Source organism: Orientia tsutsugamushi str. Boryong, from assembly GCF_000063545.1.
Lineage (GTDB): Bacteria > Pseudomonadota > Alphaproteobacteria > Rickettsiales > Rickettsiaceae > Orientia > Orientia tsutsugamushi_C.
Genome location: NC_009488.1, coordinates 1,872,713 through 1,896,637 on the forward strand (window position 1 = coordinate 1,872,713; position 23,925 = coordinate 1,896,637).

Here is a 23,925-nt window from a genome sequence, read left to right on the forward strand (position 1 = left end):
TTATTCTTCGATTTTAACAAAAATTGGTTTTGGTTCTAAAATAGTTTTTCCTGGTTTTATAGCATAAGAACTATTAATACAACTAAACGTTCTTTCTGTTTTTTCTATAGCTATTAGGTCTAGAATTGTATTTGCAGATTCAGGTATAAAAGGCTGTAATAAGATTGCTATACATCTTATAGTTTCAATTAATGTATATAATATTGTTGCTATCTTCTGAGAGTTACTATCCTTAAACTTCCAAGGGGTTTGCTGATCAAAGTATATATTAGCTTGATTAACAATTTCCATGATTCTGTTTAGAATAACAGTAACATTCTCATTATCAATTATATTAGCGAGATTATCGCTCAACATAACAATCTTTAACAAGAGTGATTCAGATTTGTATAGATTAGTAATAGTTATTCCGTCTAATTGTGGTATTTTGGCTTTATTATATTTATAAATAAAAGACAAAGTTCTATGGACTAAATTACCAAGTTTATTGCATAGCTCACTATTAATTCTATTGATAAAACTAATTTTGCTAAAGTTACCGTCGTTACCAATTGTTATTTCTCGTAACAAGAAATAACGTACTTGATCAATTCCAAACTTACTTGTTAATTCAACTGGATTAATAACATTTCCTACTGATTTAGAAATTTTTTGTCCTTCATTAGTCCACCATCCATGTACCAAAATGGCTTTTGGTAAAGGTAATCCAGCCGACATAAGAAATGCTGGCCAATAAACAGCATGAAACCTTAGTATATCCTTACCAACTATATGAAGATCAGCTGGCCAAAAGTTAGTCATTAATGTACCATTATCACTTGCATAACCTAATGCAGAAATATAATTTACTAGTGCATCAAGCCAAACATATATTACGTGTGACGAATCATTAGGTACTGCTATTCCCCATTTAAATGTAGTACGTGAAATTGAAAGGTCAATAAGACCATTTTTAATAAAGTTGATTACTTCATTTCTAAAAAATGCAGGTTTAATAATATCATGGTTGTTTTCATACCAATCTAGTAATTTTTGCTGCCATTTGGATAATGCAAAGAAGTAACTAGATTCTTCTACCCATTCTACTTCAGCTCCAGTTGGAGCTTTACCATCGGTAGTAAGCTCTGATTCTGAATAGAAAGCTTCATCCTTGATTGCATACCATCCACAATATTTACCAAGATATATATCTCCTTGTTGCTTAAGAATATTCCACAACTTTTGTACTGCTTTAATATGTCTTGTGTCAGTTGTTCTAATAAAGTCATCATTTGATAAATTAAGGTCAACACTAAGTTTTACAAATGATGATGCTATCTTATCAACAAATTCTTTAGGTGAAACACCTGCATTGCTAGCTGCTTTTTCTACTTTTTGACCATGTTCATCAGTACCAGTTAAAAAGATTACTTCTTTTCCTAGTAACCTCATAAATCTAGCATAAACATCTGCTAGAATGCTAGTATATGCATGCCCGATATGAGGTATATCATTAACATAATATATAGGGGTAGTAATATAATATTTGCTTTTCATAGTATAATAATATTATATCTCAAAATATCATGAAAATTTATTTTATGATTAGCTGATAAATTTATTAAGTTAAATCAATATTTACTTGATAATTTTTAATATGTCTGTTTATTGTACAGAATTTAATATTTGAGAATAGTATATTAATCTATAAATATACTTTAAGCAAGTTTATTAATAACTCATGTTTATTAGAGTATTATTACCAAAGCTAAAGTTATTTCCGCTGGAGTATAAATCAACTACACATTTGTTATCCATTGGAGATTTAGTAGTTGTCCCTTTTCGAAACAAGCAAATTACTGGTATTGTATGTGAAGTTAATATTATTCCACAACACAAAAACATTAAGGAAATTATAGCAAAGCAATTTCAAGGATATTCTATTAAGCCAATAAACTTAAAATTTATTGATATTGTAGCAAGGTACTATATAGCAGATTTAGGAACTGTAGCAAAAATGACTTTACCTATTGAATTAAATGAGAAGCCATATGTTGCTGAATCGCAAGAGGTTAATCATAGTTTATTTCAGTTACTAGATCTGTCGCCAGAACAGCAGTTAGCATTTGATGCTATTAGAAAAACTACAGGTGCAACCTTACTGCAAGGTATTACAGGATCAGGTAAAACAGAGATATATTTTCATTTGATTGCTGAGGCATTGAGACAGGGATTACAGGTACTTCTACTAATGCCGGAAATTAATCTTGCTGGTCATATAGCATTCAGATTTGCTAGTAGATTTAAATTTAATGCAGTTATATGGAATTCATCTGTTAGTAAATCTTTAAAGAAAAAAACACTCCGAGGAATATTAACTAATGAAATAAAAGTAGTTATTGGTACACGTAGTAGTATATTTTTACCATACTCATCGCTTGGATTAATTATAGTAGATGAAGAACATGATCAATCATATAAACAAGAAAATAATATACTGTATAATGCTAGAGATATGGCGGTTATGAGAGGGCATATTGCTAATATACCAGTAATTTTAGCTTCAGCAACTCCATCTCTTGAGAGCATATATAATACGTATAATAAGAAATACAGTCTTGTTAAGCTTAAAAGTAGATTTGGCAGTTCTACTTTGCCTAATATCAATATTATTGATATGAAGAAGGAACATTTACCAAATGGAATGTGGTTATCTACTAGCTTAAAAAATGCTATGGAGCAAACTTTAAAACTGAATAAACAAATATTGCTGTTTTTAAACCGTAAAGGTTATGCTCCCATAATACTCTGTCGTAATTGTGGTTTTCGCTTTATGTGTTCATCATGTTCTTCATGCTTGGTTTTTCATAAATCAAAAAATAAATTGCAATGTCATCATTGTGGTAGTTTTAAACCATTTGCCCAATCTTGTCCTGAATGTAACGAACAAACATTATCAGCTTATGGACCTGGAATTGAGAGAATTGCTGAGGAAGTTAAAGTCTATTTTCCTAAATATAAAACAGCGATTGTTAGCAGAGATACTACTAATACTATTGATAATAGTACTGAAATTTTACAGCAAATTATTAATAATGAAGTAGATATTATCATTGGCACGCAAATGCTTACAAAAGGATACCATTTCCCAAATCTAAAACTAGTTGGAATAATTGATGCTGACCTAGGATATGGCGGTGATTTAAGAGCTAATGAAAAGACATACCAGCTCCTTAACCAAGTAGCAGGAAGAGCTGGCAGAGAAGAAGATAAAGGATATGTTTATATACAAACTTATTATCCTGATAGTTCACTATTAAAATATCTTATTAATTACAAAGATGATGATTTTATTAACTATGAAATGAATTTACGAATTAGTAATAATATGCCTCCAGCAACTAGATTTGTTGCTATTAGTGTTATATCTACTTCGGAACAGAATGCTCAAGAAGTAGCAAAAAACATTGTTAGAACTGCTAAGCCATGTTCTAGTTTGAGAATATTAGGCCCAGCTCCGGCGTTATTATACAAATTGAAAAATAAATATCGTTTTAGAATATTACTGATTTTTGAGCGAAAACTAGATATTCGGAGCTACATCAAACACTGGAATATTTTGTCATTTCACTCTAAAAGAGTTAGCTTGAAAATAGATATTGATCCATACAATTTCTATTAATAACTTTAGATTTTCTGTAAAATGAGAGATAGTAATATAAACATGAGTTCGATATAAAACATAGATCAGATAGTGTAAAAGTATGTAGTCTTTATTTTGCCTGTATTTTGTGACATATTGTTTATTTAGAACTAGTGTTATATATTGATATGAGATAATATCGCATCATAATTATGAAAAATTTTTTGCGAAGTAGTTATGTGTATTTGATTTTTAGTTCAATTTCAGCTTTTAATTATGGTAGCATTTAAAGTATTTTGAGTAATTGTTTGTTAATATATGTTTAAGTAGATGTTAAGTTGAGTTTTGTCTATGTTATCTATGTATTATTAACTATTTATATTATACTAAATTTACTTGAAGAAGGAAATTATATGTTAGGAAAATTAGAAGCTGATCCTTTGTTTTTAGGATTAACTAGGCCTCCAATGATATTTGGAGTAAGTCTTCCATATGCATTGTTAAATATTATGCTTTCAACTATGTATCTTACTGTAGCATCAAATTTTTATGTTGTTCCTGTATCATTAGTAGTACACGGGGTAGGGTATTTGCTCTGTTTTAAGGAACCACGTTTTATGGAAATTTACTTAATGAGAGCTCAAAAGTTTAATAAATGTCCTAATAGACTTTATTATGGCGCTAATTCATATGGTATATAGTATTTAAATAATGAAATTTTTTAAGACTAAAGTAGCAAGGGAGTACTACTCTAAGAGAGAGGTTCATGTTGCTAAATTTATTCCATATGCTTATCATTGGAATAAATCTACTATTATTACAAAAAAGAATGAGCTAATTAAGGTTATTAAAATTAGCGGGTTTGCTTTTGAAACAGCTGATGATCAAGATCTAGATATTAGAAAAAGGCTTCGAAATCTTTTATTTAAAGGTATGGCTTCAGGTAGCCTAAATTTATATTTTCACATAATTAGACGTCGAAAGCAGCTAGCTTCAGCTATGGATGAAGGTGACATTGATCCTACTGCAGGTAGGGCAAAAGATTTTGTTACTTATGTTGATAATGAGTGGAAAAAGAAATATTCTGATTTTCAGTCTTTTGTAAATGATATTTATATCACTATTTTATATAAACCTGATGTTGAAGGTGGAGAAATTTTAAAGTATTTTTACAATAAATTATTGCAAAAGTCTGATAAAAATGCATGGATGCAAAGTATGAATGAAATGTATGCTAACCTTGATGAGATGGTATCAAGAGTAGTGACTACATTTAGCGATTATGATGCACAAATATTAAAGGTTAAAAATGAACCTAATGGAGTTTTTTGTGAGATATTGGAATTTTTAGCTACTATAGTTAATTGCGGCAGTTCTATGCCTGTACTTTTACCTAGAGGGTCAATAGATAGTTATATACCTACACATAGGTTATTTTTTGGAGATCGTTCAATTGAAGCTAGAGGAGCAGGGCAGCGTAGATATGCTGGCATAGTTAGCATTCAAGAGTATGGACCAAAAACTTCAGCTGGAGTATTAGATTCATTTTTGCAACTTCCTTTTGAGCTTATTATTAGCCAAAGTTTTCAGTTTTCTAGTCGTACAGCTGCAATTAATAAAATGCAATTGCAACAAAATAGAATGATTCAAACTGAAGATAAAGCAGTATCCCAGATTGCTGAGATTTCTCAGGCATTAGATATGGCGACCAGTGGTGAAATTGGTTTTGGCGAACATCATTTAACAGTATTATGTATAGCTGATAGTTTGAAAGCCTTGGAAAACGCACTTTCTATTGCTTCAGTTGAAATTGCAAACACTGGTATGCAGCCAGTACGTGAGAAAGTGAATTTAGAAGCTGCTTATTGGGCACAACTGCCAGGGAATATAGAATATGCTGTAAGAAAATCAGTAATTAATACTTTAAATCTTGCAGGGTTTGCATCTATGCATAATTACCTGCCTGGAAAAGCTAAGGGAAATCACTGGGGAGATAGCGTTACAGTATTGGATACAAGCTCTGGTACTCCGTTTTACTTTAACTTTCACGTACGTGATGTTGGACATACTTTATTAATTGGGCCTACTGGAGCTGGGAAAACAGTGTTAATGAATTTTTTATGCGCTCAAGCTCAAAAATTTTATCCTAGAACTTTCTTTTTTGATAAAGATAGAGGTGCAGAGATTTTTATCAGAGCTCTAGATGGAAAGTATACTGTAATTAATCCGTTTCAACAATGTAATTTTAATCCTTTACAATTGCCTGATACTAATGAAAATCGTAATTTTTTAGTAGAATGGATAAAAACGTTAGTTACTTCAAATGGTGAATCTATTAGCGCAGACGATATGCATTATATTACGTTAGCTGTGGAAGGGAATTATAAGCTTAATCCATCTGATCGTTACTTAAGTAATATAGTAGCATTTTTAGGAATTGGGGGTCCTGATACTCTAGCTGGAAGGATTGCAATATGGCATGGCACAGGTGCTAAAGCTGGAATATTTGATAATATTCATGATAATATGGATTTGCAAAGTGGTAGAGTTTTTGGTTTTGAGATGGGTGAGTTATTAAAAGATCCTGTTAGCTTAGCTCCAGTATTATTATATTTGTTTCACCGTATCAATTTATCGTTGGATGGTTCACCAACTATGATAGTATTAGATGAGGCATGGGCTTTGATTGATAATCCTGTTTTTGCTCCTAAGATTAAAGATTGGTTGAAGGTATTGCGTAAGTTAAATACTTTTGTTATATTTGCTACTCAGAGTGTGGAAGATGCTTCAAAGAGCTCAATTAGTGATACTCTGATTCAGCAAACTGCTACTCAGATTTTTTTACCAAATTTAAAAGCAACCGATATCTATAGAACTGCTTTTATGTTGAGTGAAAGGGAATTTTCTATTATTAAATCCACAGATCCTGGTTCACGGTATTTTCTAATAAAACAAGGAATTGGTTCTGTAGTAGCTAAATTAAATTTAGCTGGCATGAATAATATCATAGGAGTGCTCTCAGGCCGAGTTGAAACTGTAATATTATTAGATCAGTTAAGAAGCGAATATGGAGATGATTCTAGAAAATGGTTGCCTAAATTTTATAAGCACTTAGAAACAGCGAAATAATGCAGTGGTTGTATCAATTAGCTAAAATAGTTATATTAATATCAGTATTTGCACTACAAATTGAAGCTATTAAGGCTATTCCCGCAATTGATATGATTAATATGGGTGATATTATACCTGATGAAGTAAAGGATGTAGCTGACGATATTAAAGATGGAGTTAAAAAAGTTGTAGATACATTATCAAATATAACTTGCGAAACTAGAGGAGTTAACAATTTATTGTTTAAAGATGAATTTTCTCATACTTGTACTCCTGCTCCATTTTTTAGTTTAGCAACATCATCTATCTTAGGAGTAGGCACGTATCTTCCAATGGTATTAAAGTTAAATATGACTAATGCAGAGTTATTTGGTGAACAATTTCCTGGAGGACAATGTCTTAAAAAAAATCGCGCTGATCCTGCTGATCCGCGAATTAGCTTTGCTTTATGTAATAATGTTAAGTTAATGGTAGCAGCAGCAACTGCTATAGGTGGAACTGTAGTCAATGCTGCTGTTGCTATTGCATCTGGTGATAATGTTTGGGAGGCTGTTGCCAAAGCATGGCATATTAAGGCTCAAGATATCTTTGAAGTATATAAGGATAAAGAGGTAGGATATTCTCATCACTTTGTGGATATTAATCTTGCTGGATCTCCTTATATACCTTATAAAATAGTACGAGATAAAGATAAAATTTGTGTTGCTGCATGGACTTTATTGGGGGGATATTTAAATGTAGGGTGTAAGTATATTAGTGAACCTTGTAGTAGCTCTATATATAGTAATTTTTTAAATAACTCTTCTAGTGTATCAGATATATCAAAGCCAGTATGCCATACCGGAAATGGTAATAAAGAATCAAAAGAATTGTCTGATAAAAATAGATTAGTTGAATGTGGAAATATGAGCGGGTGTTATGCAGATGCAGTAGAAAATTCTAAAACTCTGCTACCTATTACTGGTCCTATAGTTAAGTGTTTTGTACAGATGGCTCGTAAAATCCTTGGAGAATCAACTGTATGCAAGCTAAATGCTAAAGGGGATGAGGTTATAACAAATGCTAGTGATGTTAATATGATTAGTAAATTTAGCCGTCACATGCGCAGGGCAGTTGCTGCTTTTATGTGTTTATATATCATTTTTTGGGGATACAATATTTTGTTATCGCCAAATGAAATAAGTCGTAAAGATGTTATTAATACTGTTTTAAAGATAGTGTTAGTAACATATTTTTCAATTGGAATTAGTACTGGTGATGATAAAAAATTAATTAATGGAGTACAAAGTTGGGGTATGGAGTTGCTACGCGGAGATGTAATGGCAAAAGTAGCAGCTTGGGTAATGACAAAATCTAGTAATGAAGAAGGTAAAAAAGTATCTGGTTTATGCAATTTTCAGCCTAGTGATTATGATTCTAGTAAACACGGAGCTGATGCTAGGCAGCTTTTAGCATTATGGGATTCTATTGATTGCAGGCTAACACATTATTTAGGAATAAATGCTATTAAAGATTATGTTAGGCAAAAAATTCAAGCTGTAAAGGGTAGTGGTGGAGATCCTTTAGGTAATTCCATACCTCCATATTATTATTTGTTAGTTCCTGCTTTATGGAGTGGCAATATGACTTTATTGGGGCTAGTTTTGTTTTATCCATTGCTTGTAATATCAATAGCAGCATACATGGTTAATGCATATATAGTATGTATTATTGGAATATTAATCTTAGGATTATTGGCTCCTATATTTGTACCTATGGTGCTTTTTGAATATACTAAAAGTTATTTTCATAGTTGGTTAAAATTAGTAATATCATTTGTACTACAGCCTATGGTTGTTATTGTTTTTATGATGATGATGTTTCACGTTTATGAATATGGCTTTTATACTGATTGTGCATATGATTATAGACTTGTAAAAGATAGTAGTGGCAATGTTTCAAGAATGAGAAAGATGTTTTTTATTAATGTCAATGATAAAAATTTATATGATGGTGATGCTGATCAAAAAATTGCTAGATGTAAAAAAAGTTTAGGATGGATGTTAAATAATCCTCTGTTTGCAGTGATTAATACTGCTAAAACTGTAGCTAAGGATGTTATCTCAGTAGACAATGTAGGATCAGAAGATGCTTCAGAAAATCATCAGTTTAGTGATACAGTAGAAGTGGATCAGGGATTATTTTTTAAAACTACTCGCTCTATTTTTCAATTAGTTAAAGATTTAATAATGGCGCTACTAGTTGCTTGTTTAACTTTATATTTGATTTATCACCTTAGTGATTCACTGTCACAGTTTGTATCATCATTAGTAAGCGGAATAAATCTTTCTGGTATGACTGTTAATCCTAAGCAAATGCATGATACTTTAGGCGTTTTGGCAAAAAAGGGAGGAGGAAAAGCGAGTTCAGCTATGAAAGGTGGAGGAGATGGTGGGCAATCTATGAGAAGCGGTTCTCTAAAATAATATGGTATAAGTATTAATGAAATGATAAAGCATTTGCTATATAACTTTAGGATAGTAATTAACAATCATTCAATTCTTAAAGCTTTTAAAGAAGCAATTTATAGTATATTGTTGCTAGTTATTGCACTGCCATCAATGGCTTATGCTGAAAAGAATTGCTGTGTTAGGCAGAATAATAAGAAGAGGTGTTGTACTTACGATCAACGATTTTGTTATGCATATGTACAGTCTAAATGTATCCAAAAAGAGGAATTACGTTATCAGAATCCTGATGTATTACAAGAAAAGGTAAAGTTACTTGAATCTTCAGCTAAGCAAGCATGGAATAATGCTCAAGATCATCGATTTTCATCTAATTTAGAAAAATTTAATGCTGTAACTAATGCTAGTGCTCAAACTAGAGAAATCATTAGTTTATCTGAACAATTGAAAAAAGCTTTAGTAAATGAAGGTAAGGCTAGGCAGGCTGCGTTTACGGAAAGCAGTAAAACTGGTAAAGATAAAATTAATCGTAAGATGAGTGAAGATTTTCAGCAATTAATAGAAGAGCGAAAAGCTGCATTAAAATTAGCTCAAGAATCTGGTGACAAAGCTTCAAGTCAATATAAGATAATTAAAGCTAGCGCTAGAGATTTAGTAGTAGTTGCTGGAATGGACTTTTGGAATGCGTTGTTACTATACAAAAAAATTGATGAGGAATTAGATTCGAAAGTGAGAAATGGTGCTGATAAGAAAAGTATATTAATTGCAAAAAAGAAAGTGCTTTATGAAATAGAAAAAGTTTTGAAAGCTTTTGTAGAGGGAAGAGATATGTACAATAAATTTGTGGCATGGGTTATAGGTTATTCTGATGTAACAGAAGAAAAAGAAAACAAGGCTATTGAGTTTTTATTACAAAATTTGAGCTATAGTACAGTAAGGAGATCAGCCTCATTTGAGACCACTTTGAAAGCAGTAATAGAGGTATATAAAAATGGTGATTTTATCAATGAATTAAAACTTCAAAATGAAAGTGTAAAAACTGATATTGCTAAAATAGAGCATAGCATACAAGTTGCTGAAGATGAGATGAAGAGAAAACAGGAAGAGGAAGAAGCTAAAAAATTATTAGAGTTTCAAAATAAAGTTAAAAAAGCTAAAGAAGAAGTTGATGCTGCCAAAGATAAATTTAAAGAAAAACAGACTCAAGCTCGTGAAGCTCATGATCAAGCTAGTGCTAGTGGAGATTTAGAAGATAAAATTGAAGCTCTAAACAAAAAGAAAAAGGAGTATGAAGCTGCTAAAAAATATAAGGAGGCTTTGGACAAAGCAATTGATATTGGTAACAACAATCCTGATTTAGTTAGAGAGCGTGATAGTTTAGGAAATGATATAGATAATTTATCTCAAAGTATTGATCAGATGACAGATGATGTTAATAGAGATAAAGAGATATATAAGCAACAATTTGAAGAAGATAAAAATTCATCAGTTAGTGCAAACTGTGATTTTAGCCAGTATAGAAGCATCTCTCCTGAAAGCAGCGTTTTTACTTTAGCTTCTTTTGTATATCAAAATATTAATTTTAAGTGTGGAAATGTATGTAATACTGCAGATAAGGGATTTAATCTTTGTTTAAAGGTTAAAAAGTCAGATCTGTGTAGAGATTGTATTCCAATATATATTGGTCCGCAATCTGAATTTAAGTCTATTAGTGAGTTATTTGATACTAGTGGAGTAAAGAAAGGTAGAAGAGATCCTATACTAGTAACTGAAAATGCAGTAAAAAATATTGGATTTAAGGTTGAACATACTGATAAAATTTCTTGTTTAAAAATCAAAACATCTTATGGAGATATTCCTATAGTCTGTAAAAATATTAGTGCTGATATTGATTTAATACCTCAAGCTAGGAGTAATAATAGAATTTGTAGTTTAAGTACTACAAAAAGTAGAGTGCCTTTTAATTTTTCTGGTAGAGCTATAGGTTGTTTAAAAGAAGCATTGGATAAGATGTTTTATGCTGATTCAATTACTCATGATCAGGTATCTTCTGCTAGTATATTGAAGCCTCTTTCAAGCTTTCAGCGTGGTATGACAGTAACTGTTAAAGCGGCTTTAATGTTATACATAATATTTTTTGGCATCAAAATGATATTTGTTGAGCGTTTTTTTAGCCTAGAGAGATTAGTTACTGGAGTATTACAGATACTAATTGTAATGTATTTTTCTGTTGGGCTAGGTCCAATGACTAATAAAGATGGAAAAATAAGTTATAATAACGGTATGCAAGATCATTTTTTGCCATTTTTAAGTTCAGTTACCTCAGAATTAGCTCATATGGTATTTTCATCAGTTGGTAGTGATTCTGCTGTTGGTGGTACTAAATTATGTTATTTTGATCCTAACAAGGATTATACACCGGATGCTCGTTATTATGCATTATGGGATGCAATAGATTGTAGAATAGGATATTACTTAGGTTTTAGATTATTACATAATTATACTGTAGATAGGTCAAAGCCATCACTTGGTGGTAAGTTAGTTGGATCATCTATTGGGACTAGCGCTAATGATGATATTACCAAGCATTTGAGTAATATTAAGGATGATCACGCACTTAAGAAAGATGATACTTTCTTAGTATTTCCTACTTTGTGGGGATTGTTATTAAGTGGTGAAATTATCTTTTTCTTAGTAATGCTACTATTTGTTATAATCTTTTTAACGTTATTTTGGAGGTTTATGGCTGTATTTATTACTAGTTTGGTAAATTTATATGTCATGTGCTATATATCTCCTATTTTTATTCCTATGGTATTGTTTGAAAAGACAAAATCAATGTTTAATAATTGGTTGCATTTGACATTATCTTTTGCATTGCAGCCTGCAATTGTTGCAGCATTTATTGCGTTATTTGTGACTTTAATGGATTCAATAACGTATAAAACATGTCAATTTGCAAGGTATGATTATCAGCAGGGGAATAAAATTTTGAGTACTTTTGAGCTTCGTGTACCTGATCGTTATATTCAAGACCATAGTCTCTTTGATGATGCATATAATAGTGATGCTGCTAAAATATGTAGAGAGAGTGCTGGATATAGGTTAGTAGAATATTTTAATGGAAAAAATTGGCATCAAAGAATATTTCTTTTCTTTAAAGCATTTGTAGTATATCCTGAACCAGATTTTTTACCTACTATGATTGTTGTATTACTATTTTGTGGAATTTTTTATTACTTCTTTCAGGAAGCACATAGGTTTGCGGCAGTTATTACTAGTGGTATTACTGCTGTAAATATGGAGTTACCAAGCTTAAGAATTCCTAGCTTTAGGAATAAGAGCACTAGAACCAAAGGTGGTAAAGATGATAAAGAAGAAGAGTCAAGTGATAAGTTTAGCTCTAGAGGTGGTATAGATAAAACTGCTACAGATAAAATTAGCAGTCGGTCTAACATCGAATCATCAGCTCAGGATAAAATTAGTACTGGATTAAAAAGTAATGGTATTAGTGGCATTGAACATGGCTTAAAAAAAGATCATGATGCTATTAGAGCTGCTAAGAAGTTTGACATTAGTAATAATGATGAAGTTATTGGTGCTGATAAGTTTTGTACTAGTGGAAATAAGCAGACTGATAAGTTAAGTTCTGAAAATATTAAGCCAAGAGATACTAGTGTAGTTTCTGCAGAAGATAAATTTAGTACTTCTTTCAAACTTAAAGATCATAAAGATATTGTTCAGTCTGAGATTGATAAGAAACTAGAATCTAATGTTAGCGATAAAATTAGCAATAATCAAACAATCGAAACAAGAAAGAGTAATATTGAATCAGATGCCTTATCAAAAAAGATAGATGCTAATGATTTAAATGAGATTAAAAAAGGTAGTGATGATAAGAAAAACATCTAAACATTTCTGATAGTATGAAACTAAAATAAAAATGGAAATATTAATGAAAGATTATGCAATCTAAAATTATCAAATTTGCAATTATAGCAGTTTGTATAGCTGTAGTAAGTTTTATCTTAATGCTTTTTGGCGCATTAAGATCAGGCGATGATTGTTGGTACCGTTATAATGCAGATGGGCAAGATTTAGATGTTATTCGATTAACTCAGAATGTTAGAGCTTCTGGACAATATGATAGCTTGCGCCTTGGAGGAATAGTTGATCCAAGTAAGCCATGTGGTCTTTGGATAAAATCAGATTTTTATGTTTCAGTACATGAAGAAAATGGGCAATTAAAACCTGTAAATATTGATTTTCTTATTGATGGAACAGTGAGCCTTTGTCAGGCATACTTACCAAAAAATGCTTTAACTTGTAAGCTGAAATATAATGATGGTAAAGAATGTAATATTAGTGATATTAATAAATTTTTTAATGGAGAGAAGAGTGATTGTATAGAAGATTGTGAAGATAATACTGATGATAGTGGTAATCTTATTCCTATTCCTAGAATTTTAGATCCAGGCGATGGTTTACCAGTAATATTAAAGGCGAATGTTGGAGAGTGGCGTAATCTTGCTCAGGTATCTGCTGGTGATGAAATAGAAGTCAAAATTGGTAGAAATCAAAATTTTAGTCACGGAGGGGTTGAGAATACCGAAATAGGCTATGCTTATAGTAGACCAGAATTTGATTGGTTTAACGATACAAGTCTAGATTGGCAAAAGGGTACTAATGATACTTTTGGTATAATTAAAAGGACTAAGCAGGTTAGAGCTGATTGTCAAGAAGGAAAAAAGAATTATAGTCCACTATGCGGAAGGTATTCTCCATGGGGAGAAGGTGATAATTATATCAAACAGTGTGATGAATGTAAAGGATGTACTTGTGAAGATTGTGGTATGAAACCAAAATGTCCAGGATCAAAGCCGGTATGCCCAGCACCTGAGTGTGAAATGGCAGGTTCACATGGATGGTTTTCTAAGCACTTTGCAGTATTTAACTCAGAACTTGGTAAAGACAAATGTTTTTATACAGGTACTGTTAAAGATATTTTTGGAGGAAAAGATTGTCCAGAGAAATATTTGCTAGATTGCAAGCGTGCTGTTTTAGCCGATGGACTGCCTGAAGAATATCGTGATGATGGTACTAGGACAGTACCTGCAACTTTAACTGAGCAAGATAGAAATGATATTAAGAGTTTAGGTAGAATAGCTTGCTCTAATCGACTAGATGAACAATTAGTAAAAAATAGACAAAAAGTTTACTCTTGGAGGTCTGCTACTTATGCTACTGATTTAAAGTATCGCTTTAGTAGTGTACAGGACAAAGATTCTATATTAGGCAATAAATGTAAAAGTGATTTTCCTTCAGGTAAGGATTTAGCTACTGGTTGTTATGGAATAACTAAAGTAAATCAGGATTTAATAATATATAAAGATCAGATTTCAGAAACGTTATTTAGTGGACCAAGATACTTACAATATATGATTCGACCTGATATTAATATTGAAAGTATGAAAAATAGTGTTGGAGGATATGTATTATATTTAAAACAAAATTCATGTGTTAGAAAGTCTGGAGTTGCTTTTGATGATAGTAAATTTCATGGTCGAGGAAAAATATTATACGCGATAGTACCTGCAGGAGTAGATGTAAATAAACTAAAATCACATGAGCTTGATGTATATACTACAGGATCACTTGATGTAAAGGTTGAAGATTTAGTAGGTAAAGCTAAAATCAGTTCTTCGCAGTCAGGGTACATTTGGTTTAAAATTCTAAATGATGAAAAAGATTATAAAGCTAGTGTTGGTGAATATAAAATTACTATGAGTACCATAGTACCTAGAGGAAAGTTTATAAGTAAAGTGTTAAATCCAATAATAAGGATATTTGAGAATAAAATTGCTAATGCTTCAAAGACAATGTTTAAAAATATAACTTGTTATCAACAGAATGATAAGTCTAGATGTACAAATTTCTTTAATTACATTAGGGCAATGTTAACTCTTTATATTATGGGTTGTGGGTTTGCATTTATGCTAGGAGCAGTTAATTTTACTGCTAAAGAATTAGTTATTAGAATTGTCAAGGTAATAATTGTTAGTGGGCTGATAAATGAGGGGACTTTTAATTTTTTTAATGCTTATCTATATGATTTGATTATGAATTTTAGCAAACAGTTAATGGTTAATGTATCAGGGTATGAGTATGATCAAAATATAGGAACATTTCTATTTTTAGATGAATTGATGAGTAAAATATTTTTTAATAAAACATTTTATGTTCAGTTATTATCTCTTTTAAGTATGGGGCTAATGGGAGTAGTTTATTATATTATAATATTTGTTCCTATAATTTTGATAATTATATCTTTGTTAAAGACTATTATGGTATATTTGGTATCAACTACTGCTGTTGCTTTATTGGTAGGACTTGCGCCATTATTTCTTTCTTTTATGCTTTTTAATAGAACTTGGTATTTATTTGATAATTGGGTTAGAATGCTATTTCGGTATTTAATAGAGCCAGTTATATTAATGGCAGGAATAACAATTTTAACTCAGCTTTTTATTGTTTACTTAGATTTTGTGCTCGGATATAGCGTTTGCTGGAAATGTGCTATAGTATTTAAGCTTCCAAAAATAGATGCATTAGGAGGTGTACTAGGTAGCTATGGTGGGCAAGAGTTATTTTGTATAAATTGGTTTGGTCCATGGGGGTATGATAATAGAGCTGATAATAACATAGGATTAGCAATGAATTATATTATTGCTTTAGTAATTATTGCTTACTGTATGTATAGTTACATTGACTTTTCAAGTTTAATGGTGGATATTCTTACAGCTGGAGGCGCTGGAGGGATTGCGCCTTCTGTAGGCCATGTTGCACCTCAAGTTTGGGATACTGCAGTACAATGGACTGAAAAGGCTGTTATGAAGGTGGCATCGATAGGTAAAAAAGGTAGCTTTGCGGTACGGAAAGGAATAGGTAAGGGGATATCTCATGCAAAAAGTAAGTATTCAAGTTCACAAACTGAAAAGTCTAAAGATAAAGATAATGTGGTTAATAGAAGAACCAATCTTGAAAATAAAAGCCTAAATGACAAAAGAGGCTCTGCTATTAGAGGAAAAAATAGCAATGTTGAGAATGTAAAGCCTAACCAGAATACTTACCTAAGGGTGAATAATCAAGAAATTGATTTGAATAGCCCAAAACCATCGCATAATGAATCTTCTGTTAGAAGGCATGATTTGAATAAGAAAAATTTTGAGAATAATGACTAAAATACTTAAAATTCTAATAACAAAAAACAAATCATTGATGACTTATTACATAAATATATTGATTTTGCTATCATATATTTTTGTGTCTACCAGTATTCAAGCTTCAAATGAATTACTTCAAGCTGGAGAGCAACTACCTACTTCTAATTCTCTTCAATGGATGGATAAATATCCTAATGATAATAATACAGGATGTACAAATGTATCACCTACATGGTTGAGTGTTGCAGATGTAAAATGGATAGATATACAAGCTAACTCCAATAATAATTGGATTGATTCTGGTATTATGACTAAAGCTGGCAAAAGTATTTCAGTTGAGATTCCAAAGATTAGTCAAAATTTTAGAAAGTTACAGAAAAGATATCTAGTATTACATAGAGTTGATCCGCGATTTCCTGTAATTGGGAAAACTTTTATTATTGAACTAGGCACAAACAATAAGCCTATTTCACGTCTTCATAATTTTGAGAATGGTAAACTATTGAATTACCAAAATGAGAATAGTAGTAATTTTCAAAATGGTAGTACTAATTTTACGAATGCTATAAATCTGCAGAAAAAATTTTTTAATGGCGCAGACACTAAAATTAGTGTTAAAGCTGGTGATATTATCGATATAGCTTTAATTTCGTCTGTCGATTTTTTTAATAAGTTGCAGTTAAAAGGTGGTACTGAAAAATCTGGATTTACTGGAGAGTTATATCCTAGGTGGGATGATTATAAATATTATAAACCTTATGGCATATATACTGTATCACTAAAGTCTAATGTTGGTGTTGTTGATAATGCTTTATTGGTTACTGGTCAAACTTCTGATAAGAAGGCATTAAGTAAGTTATTAGTTGGTGTTAAGAGTATTGATAGTATAAGCAGTTTTGAAAAATGTAATTTGAATAACTTGTCTAAGTCTCAATCCTGTATAATGCAATCTGGAATAGGAATGGAAATTAAATTGGATCAAGAAGTTCTAAAGTCTAAGTTTGATAAATTTTTAGTTGGTTATAATGTGGGGAATGCGAATAGCAGCGCTTTTCTCGATAAGCCAATAGAGGGAATGTATCATATAGTAGCAAAAAGTGATGGTGACTTGAGTTTTTCTACGCCATTGTTTAATAATAATGTAAAATACCGTACTAATGGACTGCAAGATGTGGAATATAGCAGTATATTAAGTAGCTGTAGTACATTGAATGAATTTGAACAAAAATATTTAAATTCTATTCTTAGTTCTAAGCAAGAAATAATTCAAGGAATAGTTGTTGATAAAACATTAGTAGGGCGGTACTTGATGTACATAACTATTGATAGACATAATATAGTTAGTGATGAATATGATGGTGATATAGAGTATATTATTTCAAATACAACTCCAAACTTATCTACTAAAGGTACTACTTTACCTCGAAATGGAATAAATATAGTTACTCCTGAATCAGCAAAGCTATGGTTTCGTTTTGTAAAAACAAATAATGAACAATTTAATTTGAAGGTAACAGTTCCACCTGATAGTGAAGGTAAAATAAAGGTTGCTGGATTTTTTTATGATAATATTTATATACCAATCAAGCAAAAAGTTGAAAAGTTTTCTAAATTGTTTTATTTTGGCTTAGCTAAGAATGCAGCCTTAAAAAAGGTATTCAGTATTTTAGCAATTCTATACATTACACTATATGGTATTTATTTTTTATTAGGAGTAGTAAAAGTTACTGCTTACGACTTACTTATACGATGTAGTAAAATTATAGTTATAGCAGCACTGTTTAACGAAAGTAGCCAATATATTTTTTATGATACTCTATTTCCAATGTTTGATGGTGGTATAAATAGTTTAATTAGCTATGCTGTTAAAACTACTGCCAGTGATGTTGACAATCCGTTTAAGTTCTTTGATTTAGTTGTTAGTAGATATATTGATGTTAACTTTCTAAAGATAATATTAATTGAAATAGTTAACATACATAATGGTTTGACGATATTAGGAATATTAACTTTATGGTCAATTATGAGGTTTATAATCATTATGGTTAAAGTATGTATGGAACTTTTGATGTCTATGATTGCCATTGCAATATTAGTTGGGTTGGCTCCGATGTTTATAATTTTTATATTATTTGATAGGACAGCTGAGATTTTTAAAAGATGGCTTACTGCTCTTTTATTAAATACATTAATGCCAGTGATAATGATTATCTTTATATTAATTATTAATGAATTGATGTTAGTTGCAGTGGAAGCTGCTTTTCCTGAAATTAGAATTTGTTGGGGCACATTGTTTGATATAGAATTAAATCTTGACTTATCTGCAATTGGATTACCAACAGCATTTAGTATTCCTCTGATGGCTGTACCTTTCTACAACGTTGTTTTCGTTGGTGGAAATTTATTTAATGCTATGGATTTAGGTAACAGTTTTGCAGGTTCGTTAGCAGGAGTTTTTTTACTATATAACTTAGTTTTACTAGCTGGAACACTAGTTGGTTCTCAAGTATTTACTAAGGGAATAAATAGAAAGGGAATGAGCTATGTAAAAAGTATCATGATGCAACTTTTAAGTTAGTGTCATGATATTCAGTATTTTAGGAGAATAAGATTTATGAACAAGAAGGTTCTAATTTTATCTATGCTTGTAACTTTAGCTCATTATTATGATTATCATTTATTTGGCTTATTAGCTTCTCAAATTTCTGAGTGTTTTATTACTAAAAGTGATAGTATTACACAATTAAGGAATACTTATCTTATTATGGGAATAGCTATTTTTGGTAAAGCAATTGGAGCTGTTATTTTGGGGAGAATAGGTGATCTTTATGGTCGAGATGCTACTTTTAGTATAAGCTTAATAGGAACAGCTAGTGGGTCGTTATTAATTGCTATTTTACCATGTTATAATATCATTGGAGTGTTATCAGTTTTCGGCTTATTATTGGCTAGAATTTCTATATGTATGTTTACTTCGCCAGGAACTGATGGAGTAAGATTATATGTATATGAAACTATAGGTAATAAATATAAATGCTTAGGTGGAGGTATAGTTAATGCTTCAACAAACTGTGGGTCATTTATTGCTTCTATATCAGCACTGTTTTTTACTTTAGATATCATGCCTAAATATAGCTGGCGCTTTGCTTTTATACTTGGAGGACTATTTGGAGTATGTGTGGTAATTATACGCAGGATGTTTATTCAATCTATTCAAGATGATCAAGTAAAAAATTCTCAGTATCATGAATATAAAGATTGTTCAATTTTGCAGATTGTGCGTAAGAATTTAAATGTATTTATTTTAGCTGTATTAATAGCTGGTACTATTGGTAGCACTAATCAATTTTGCACGATATTTTTTGGTACCTATATTTTTAAAATATTGCAATATTTAGATGAAGCTACAGCGAAATATTATGTTACGCTTGGAATCGCAATACAGATGTTATTTGCAATTATAGGAGGATATACTGCTGATATTATAGGTAAAAAATTAGTTTCTTCTATTGCTTTTTGTTGCTTAGGAATAGCTGTCATTATTATGGCTTATATGATAAATTTAGGCAACTTTATTCCAGTATTATACCTGACTATATGTATGCTTGTACCGTTTTTAACTATGCCAGCTTTAGTTTTTCTTAAGGAAAGTATTCCTAAGACTATAAGATATAGATTATTTAGTGCTGCGCATGCTTGTGGATCAAGCTTAATTTCTGGTCCAACAACGTTTGTTGCGACTAGCTTATATCAGATAGGTAGTGCATGGTGGCCAATGATGTATTTTTTAGTAATAATAGTTATTATGATTACAGTAATTTATTTGCTTGATTATTGTAGCAAAAATCAGCAAAATCTAAGTTTCTAATTTAAATGTATGGTAGTGGTAAAGTTGTATGGGTGTAATAAAATATTTGTCTGATACTACTATAAACCGTATAGCTGCTGGAGAGGTAGTAGAGCGTCCTGCTTCTGTTGTTAAAGAACTAGTTGAGAACTCAATTGACTCAGGAGCAATGAAAGTTGATATTACACTAGAAAAGTCTGGTAAGAATTTAATTATAGTTTCAGATAATGGCTGTGGTATGTCTGCTGAAGACTTAGAAACTGCAATTGAACGTCATACTACTTCGAAGTTAAATGAAAATGATATTATGAATATTAATACTTTTGGATTTCGAGGTGAAGCTTTGCCTTCAATTGCTTCTGTCAGTAGAATGCGCATTGTAACTAAATCTAAACTTCATGATCAAGCTCATGAAATTAATGTTCATGGTGGAGTTAAAACTAAAATAAATTCGTTACCTCAATTGCAGCTAACAGGAACTAAAATAGAAGTAAGAGACCTTTTTTTTGCTACTCCAGCGAGATTAAAATTTTTACGTTCAGATCGTACTGAATATATAGTGTGTTATGATGTAGTAAAAAGATTGGCAATTTCTTATCCTCATATTGCATTTTCATTAGTACATGATGATAAAACTATTTTAAAACTTAAAGCAAATGCTCAATTATCTTTTGATGATGCTAGAAAATCTAGAATATCTGAAATATTATCAAAAAATTTTATTGATAATGCAATATCAATAGGCATAGAAAGAGATGAATTATCTATTACTGGCTTTGTTAGCGTTCCAACATATAATAAGGCTTCAGCTGAAGATCAATTATTATTTGTTAATAATCGTCCAGTAAAAGATAAACTGTTAATGACAGCAATCAGATTAGCATATCAAGGAGTATTAGCTCGTGAAAGATATCCAATAGTTGTAATTTTTATTAGCGTTGCTCCTCATTTTATTGATGTTAATGTTCATCCTACTAAAAGTGAAGTAAGGTTTCATGACTCTAGTTTAGTTAGAGGTATTATAATTAGTGCTATTAAACAAGCATTATTGAATACATCTCAGTTAGTTTCGTCGGTAGCTGCAAGTGATGCGAATAAATATATGAAACCTCAATACGATACTGGTATATCTGAAAAACTAGAATTAAGTAAGGATATTAAAAATATTCAGCAGTTTCCATTACAAGAACTAGTAAATAATTTTAGCAAGGATTTTAATGTAAATTTGAAATCTAAATTTCAAGATGTTCAAGCAAACAATTTTGTCAGTGATAACGAGCAGCAGAAAATAGAATCAACAATCGAGAATATAAAATTTTTTTCTGCATTTAATCAATTAGGGAGTAATACAGAATCAAATCAGCATATTAGTATTTTGGATGATGATAAGACTACAGATGATATAACTGCTCCTAACATAGCTACTAATGAGAAAGTGGATGCTAATAAGCAAGAAAGTGTACAGAAATTAAATGATAGTTTCTGTAATAATTTTGGAGATAGTTATCAACTGCCTTTAGGATTAGCTTGTGCTCAATTTCATGGTAATTATATTCTTGCTCAAACTATAGATAGCTTAATAATTGTAGATCAGCATGCAGCTCATGAAAGGATAACTTATGAGAATTTACGTTCTCAATTTCAGGCAGGGCAAATTATCAGGCAGCGATTGTTGATGCCGCAAGTTGTTATTTTGCCTGATATTGTTAGAGTAGAAAAATTATGTGATAAAATGCAAGAAATTTTAGCATTAGGTATGGGATTTGAACGTTGTGGTGATGTACAAGTAAAAGTTTTAGAAATGCCTGCAATATTACAATCTGTTGATATTGAAGCTGTTGTGAATGATGTTGCTGATTATTTACTTACTACTGATGATCATATATTATTAGCTGATATGGTGGAAAAAATATTACAATCTTATTCATGTTATCATTCTATAAGATCAGGTAGAATATTAACTATTGCAGAGATGAATAGTTTATTACGTCAAATTGAAACAACGCCATTTTCTGGACAATGTAATCATGGTCGCCCAACTTATGTTAGATTTGAGCTAAAAGATATAGAGAAGCTATTTGGCAGGAGATGATTTTTTCAGTCTACTACTTTATTTTCCTTATATCAAACGCAGGCTAAAAAGCAGTACATATAATCTGTTCTTTTCTTGCTAATCCTAAGTTAAATGAGTATAGGTATTGCAATAATGTCATAATCTTGCATAATAAATATCCATTAGCATCCTTTTTTGATAATTTAAATTTAGAAAAAATGACTGTAATTACTAGATTTGCTCCTTCTCCCACAGGAAAATTACATATTGGCAATGTTAGAGTTGCTTTAGTAAATTGGTTGTATGCCCAAAAATATAATGGAAATTTTATTCTGCGTATTGATGATACAGATCGTGACCGTAGTAAAGTAGAGTACCATGAAGCTATTATTAAAGATTTGCAGTGGTTAGGAATAAATTGGAATAGCAGCTTTTTACAGTCTATTAGATTCAATAAATATAAAGCAGCTAAGCAATATTTAATTAGTAGTGGTAGATTATATGAATGTTATGAAACGCCTGAAATGCTAGAAATAGAGCGAAAGAGACAGCTTACATCTGGTTATCCACCAATCTATAGCAGAAAAGCTCTTGAACTAACAAAGGCCCAGAAGGTGCAATTGCAAGCTGAAGGATATAAAGTTCATTATCGATTTTTAATTGATCGTAATAAACCAATAATCTGGAATGATTTAATTAAGGGAGAGATCAAATATGATGGTTCAAATATTAGTGATCCGATAGTTATAAAAGAAGATGGTACCATGATATATATGTTATGTTCTGTTATTGATGATATAGAATATCGCATTAGTCATATAATACGTGGTGAAGATCATATTACTAATACAGCTATTCAAATTCAGATGTTTGAAGCATTAGGTGCTGCAATACCTCAATTAGGACATCTAAGTTTAATTAAGTCAGATAGTGGCAAAATTTCTAAAAGAATAGGGGGCTTTACAATCGATTACCTCAGAGATCAGTTAGGTATTGAACCAATGGCTGTGAATAATTTATTAGCCTTATCTGGCACATCAAATAACGTTGATGCATATTTCAGTTTAGAATCGCTTATTACTAAGTTTGATCTTAGTGCATTTTCAAAAAGTGCAATTATTTATAATGAAAATGAGCTTGTTACGCTAAATCATAAGCTTCTTGTAAACACTGAGTATGATACCATTAAACATAGGTTAACTGCAATTGGATTACCTGATGTTACTAAAGAATTTTGGTTAGCGGTACGCCATAACCTGAATACATTAAATGATATCAAGATTTGGTGGCAAATATGCTATTTACCTACTTTAGATAAATTTCAGGAGCAGGATGCAGAGTTTTTAAAGCTTGCTGCTGGATTGTTGCCTTCAGGAAAGTTAACTGATAATAGTTGGGATGATTGGGTTCAAAATATTATTAAAGCAACTAATAGACGTGGTAAAGCATTATTTATGCCTTTAAGATTAGCTTTAACTGGTATAACATATGGCCCTGAATTAAAATATTTATTACCTTTAATTGGAGGAGAGGAAGTTAAAGCAAGACTTCTAAGACATCAATAAACAAGAAAATTTAACAATTCAGGTATTCATATAATAAAAGACGATAAATATTAGAAT

General features: G+C 31.0%; 11 protein-coding genes. 10 read left to right on the top strand and 1 reads right to left on the bottom strand.

What is annotated here, in order from left to right:
- A complete protein-coding gene (metG, locus tag OTBS_RS08885) occupies positions 1 to 1,536 on the bottom strand; it encodes a methionine--tRNA ligase (protein ID WP_011945110.1) in 1,536 nt (511 codons plus the stop codon).
- Positions 1,537 to 1,720: 184 nt separating this feature from the next.
- Here metG and OTBS_RS08890 point away from each other — a divergent pair, with 184 nt between their 5' ends.
- The 10 genes from OTBS_RS08890 (at position 1,721) to gltX (ending at position 23,868) form a co-directional block, all read left to right on the top strand.
- Positions 1,721 to 3,661, top strand: coding sequence for a primosomal protein N' (locus tag OTBS_RS08890; protein WP_011945111.1), 1,941 nt, complete (start codon positions 1,721 to 1,723; stop codon positions 3,659 to 3,661).
- Positions 3,662 to 4,035: 374 nt separating this feature from the next.
- Positions 4,036 to 4,323, top strand: a complete 288-nt coding sequence (locus OTBS_RS08895) for a type IV secretion system protein VirB3 (protein ID WP_011945112.1) — start codon at positions 4,036 to 4,038, stop codon at positions 4,321 to 4,323.
- A gap of 10 nt (positions 4,324 to 4,333) precedes the next feature.
- Complete coding sequence (locus OTBS_RS08900; RefSeq protein ID WP_011945113.1) at positions 4,334 to 6,751, top strand: VirB4 family type IV secretion/conjugal transfer ATPase; 2,418 nt, start codon at positions 4,334 to 4,336, stop codon at positions 6,749 to 6,751.
- A complete protein-coding gene (locus tag OTBS_RS08905) occupies positions 6,751 to 9,198 on the top strand; it encodes a type IV secretion system protein (RefSeq protein WP_011945114.1) in 2,448 nt (815 codons plus the stop codon). Before OTBS_RS08900 ends, OTBS_RS08905 begins: the two co-directional genes overlap by 1 nt.
- 21 nt (positions 9,199 to 9,219) lie before the next feature.
- On the top strand, positions 9,220 to 13,092 hold the full coding sequence (locus OTBS_RS08910; protein ID WP_011945115.1) for a type IV secretion system protein: 3,873 nt from the start codon (positions 9,220 to 9,222) through the stop codon (positions 13,090 to 13,092).
- A 53-nt stretch (positions 13,093 to 13,145) separates the two neighbouring features.
- A complete protein-coding gene (locus tag OTBS_RS08915) occupies positions 13,146 to 16,421 on the top strand; it encodes a type IV secretion system protein (RefSeq protein WP_011945116.1) in 3,276 nt (1,091 codons plus the stop codon).
- Positions 16,414 to 18,981, top strand: a complete 2,568-nt coding sequence (locus OTBS_RS08920; protein WP_011945117.1) for a type IV secretion system protein — start codon at positions 16,414 to 16,416, stop codon at positions 18,979 to 18,981. Before OTBS_RS08915 ends, OTBS_RS08920 begins: the two co-directional genes overlap by 8 nt.
- A 36-nt stretch (positions 18,982 to 19,017) precedes the next feature.
- On the top strand, positions 19,018 to 20,271 hold the full coding sequence (locus OTBS_RS08925; RefSeq protein WP_011945118.1) for an MFS transporter: 1,254 nt from the start codon (positions 19,018 to 19,020) through the stop codon (positions 20,269 to 20,271).
- Between the two features lie 28 nt (positions 20,272 to 20,299).
- On the top strand, positions 20,300 to 22,342 hold the full coding sequence (gene mutL / locus OTBS_RS08930; RefSeq protein WP_011945119.1) for a DNA mismatch repair endonuclease MutL: 2,043 nt from the start codon (positions 20,300 to 20,302) through the stop codon (positions 22,340 to 22,342).
- A gap of 179 nt (positions 22,343 to 22,521) precedes the next feature.
- Entirely contained in the window at positions 22,522 to 23,868 is a 1,347-nt protein-coding gene (gltX, locus tag OTBS_RS08935; RefSeq protein ID WP_041621553.1) for a glutamate--tRNA ligase, read from the top strand.
- Positions 23,869 to 23,925 lie beyond the last annotated feature (57 nt).

Bases quoted from the DNA above. Each gene is read 5' to 3' on its own strand.
- OTBS_RS08925 (WP_011945118.1), top strand. From the start codon at position 19,018: ATGAACAAGAAGGTTCTAATTTTATCTATGCTTGTAACTTTAGCTCAT.
- OTBS_RS08910 (WP_011945115.1), top strand. From the start codon at position 9,220: ATGATAAAGCATTTGCTATATAACTTTAGGATAGTAATTAACAATCAT.
- OTBS_RS08905 (WP_011945114.1), top strand. From the start codon at position 6,751: ATGCAGTGGTTGTATCAATTAGCTAAAATAGTTATATTAATATCAGTA.
- OTBS_RS08915 (WP_011945116.1), top strand. From the start codon at position 13,146: ATGCAATCTAAAATTATCAAATTTGCAATTATAGCAGTTTGTATAGCT.
- OTBS_RS08895 (WP_011945112.1), top strand. From the start codon at position 4,036: ATGTTAGGAAAATTAGAAGCTGATCCTTTGTTTTTAGGATTAACTAGG.
- gltX (WP_041621553.1), top strand. From the start codon at position 22,522: ATGACTGTAATTACTAGATTTGCTCCTTCTCCCACAGGAAAATTACAT.
- metG (WP_011945110.1), bottom strand. From the start codon at position 1,536: ATGAAAAGCAAATATTATATTACTACCCCTATATATTATGTTAATGAT.
- OTBS_RS08900 (WP_011945113.1), top strand. From the start codon at position 4,334: ATGAAATTTTTTAAGACTAAAGTAGCAAGGGAGTACTACTCTAAGAGA.
- OTBS_RS08920 (WP_011945117.1), top strand. From the start codon at position 16,414: ATGACTAAAATACTTAAAATTCTAATAACAAAAAACAAATCATTGATG.
- OTBS_RS08890 (WP_011945111.1), top strand. From the start codon at position 1,721: ATGTTTATTAGAGTATTATTACCAAAGCTAAAGTTATTTCCGCTGGAG.
- mutL (WP_011945119.1), top strand. From the start codon at position 20,300: ATGGGTGTAATAAAATATTTGTCTGATACTACTATAAACCGTATAGCT.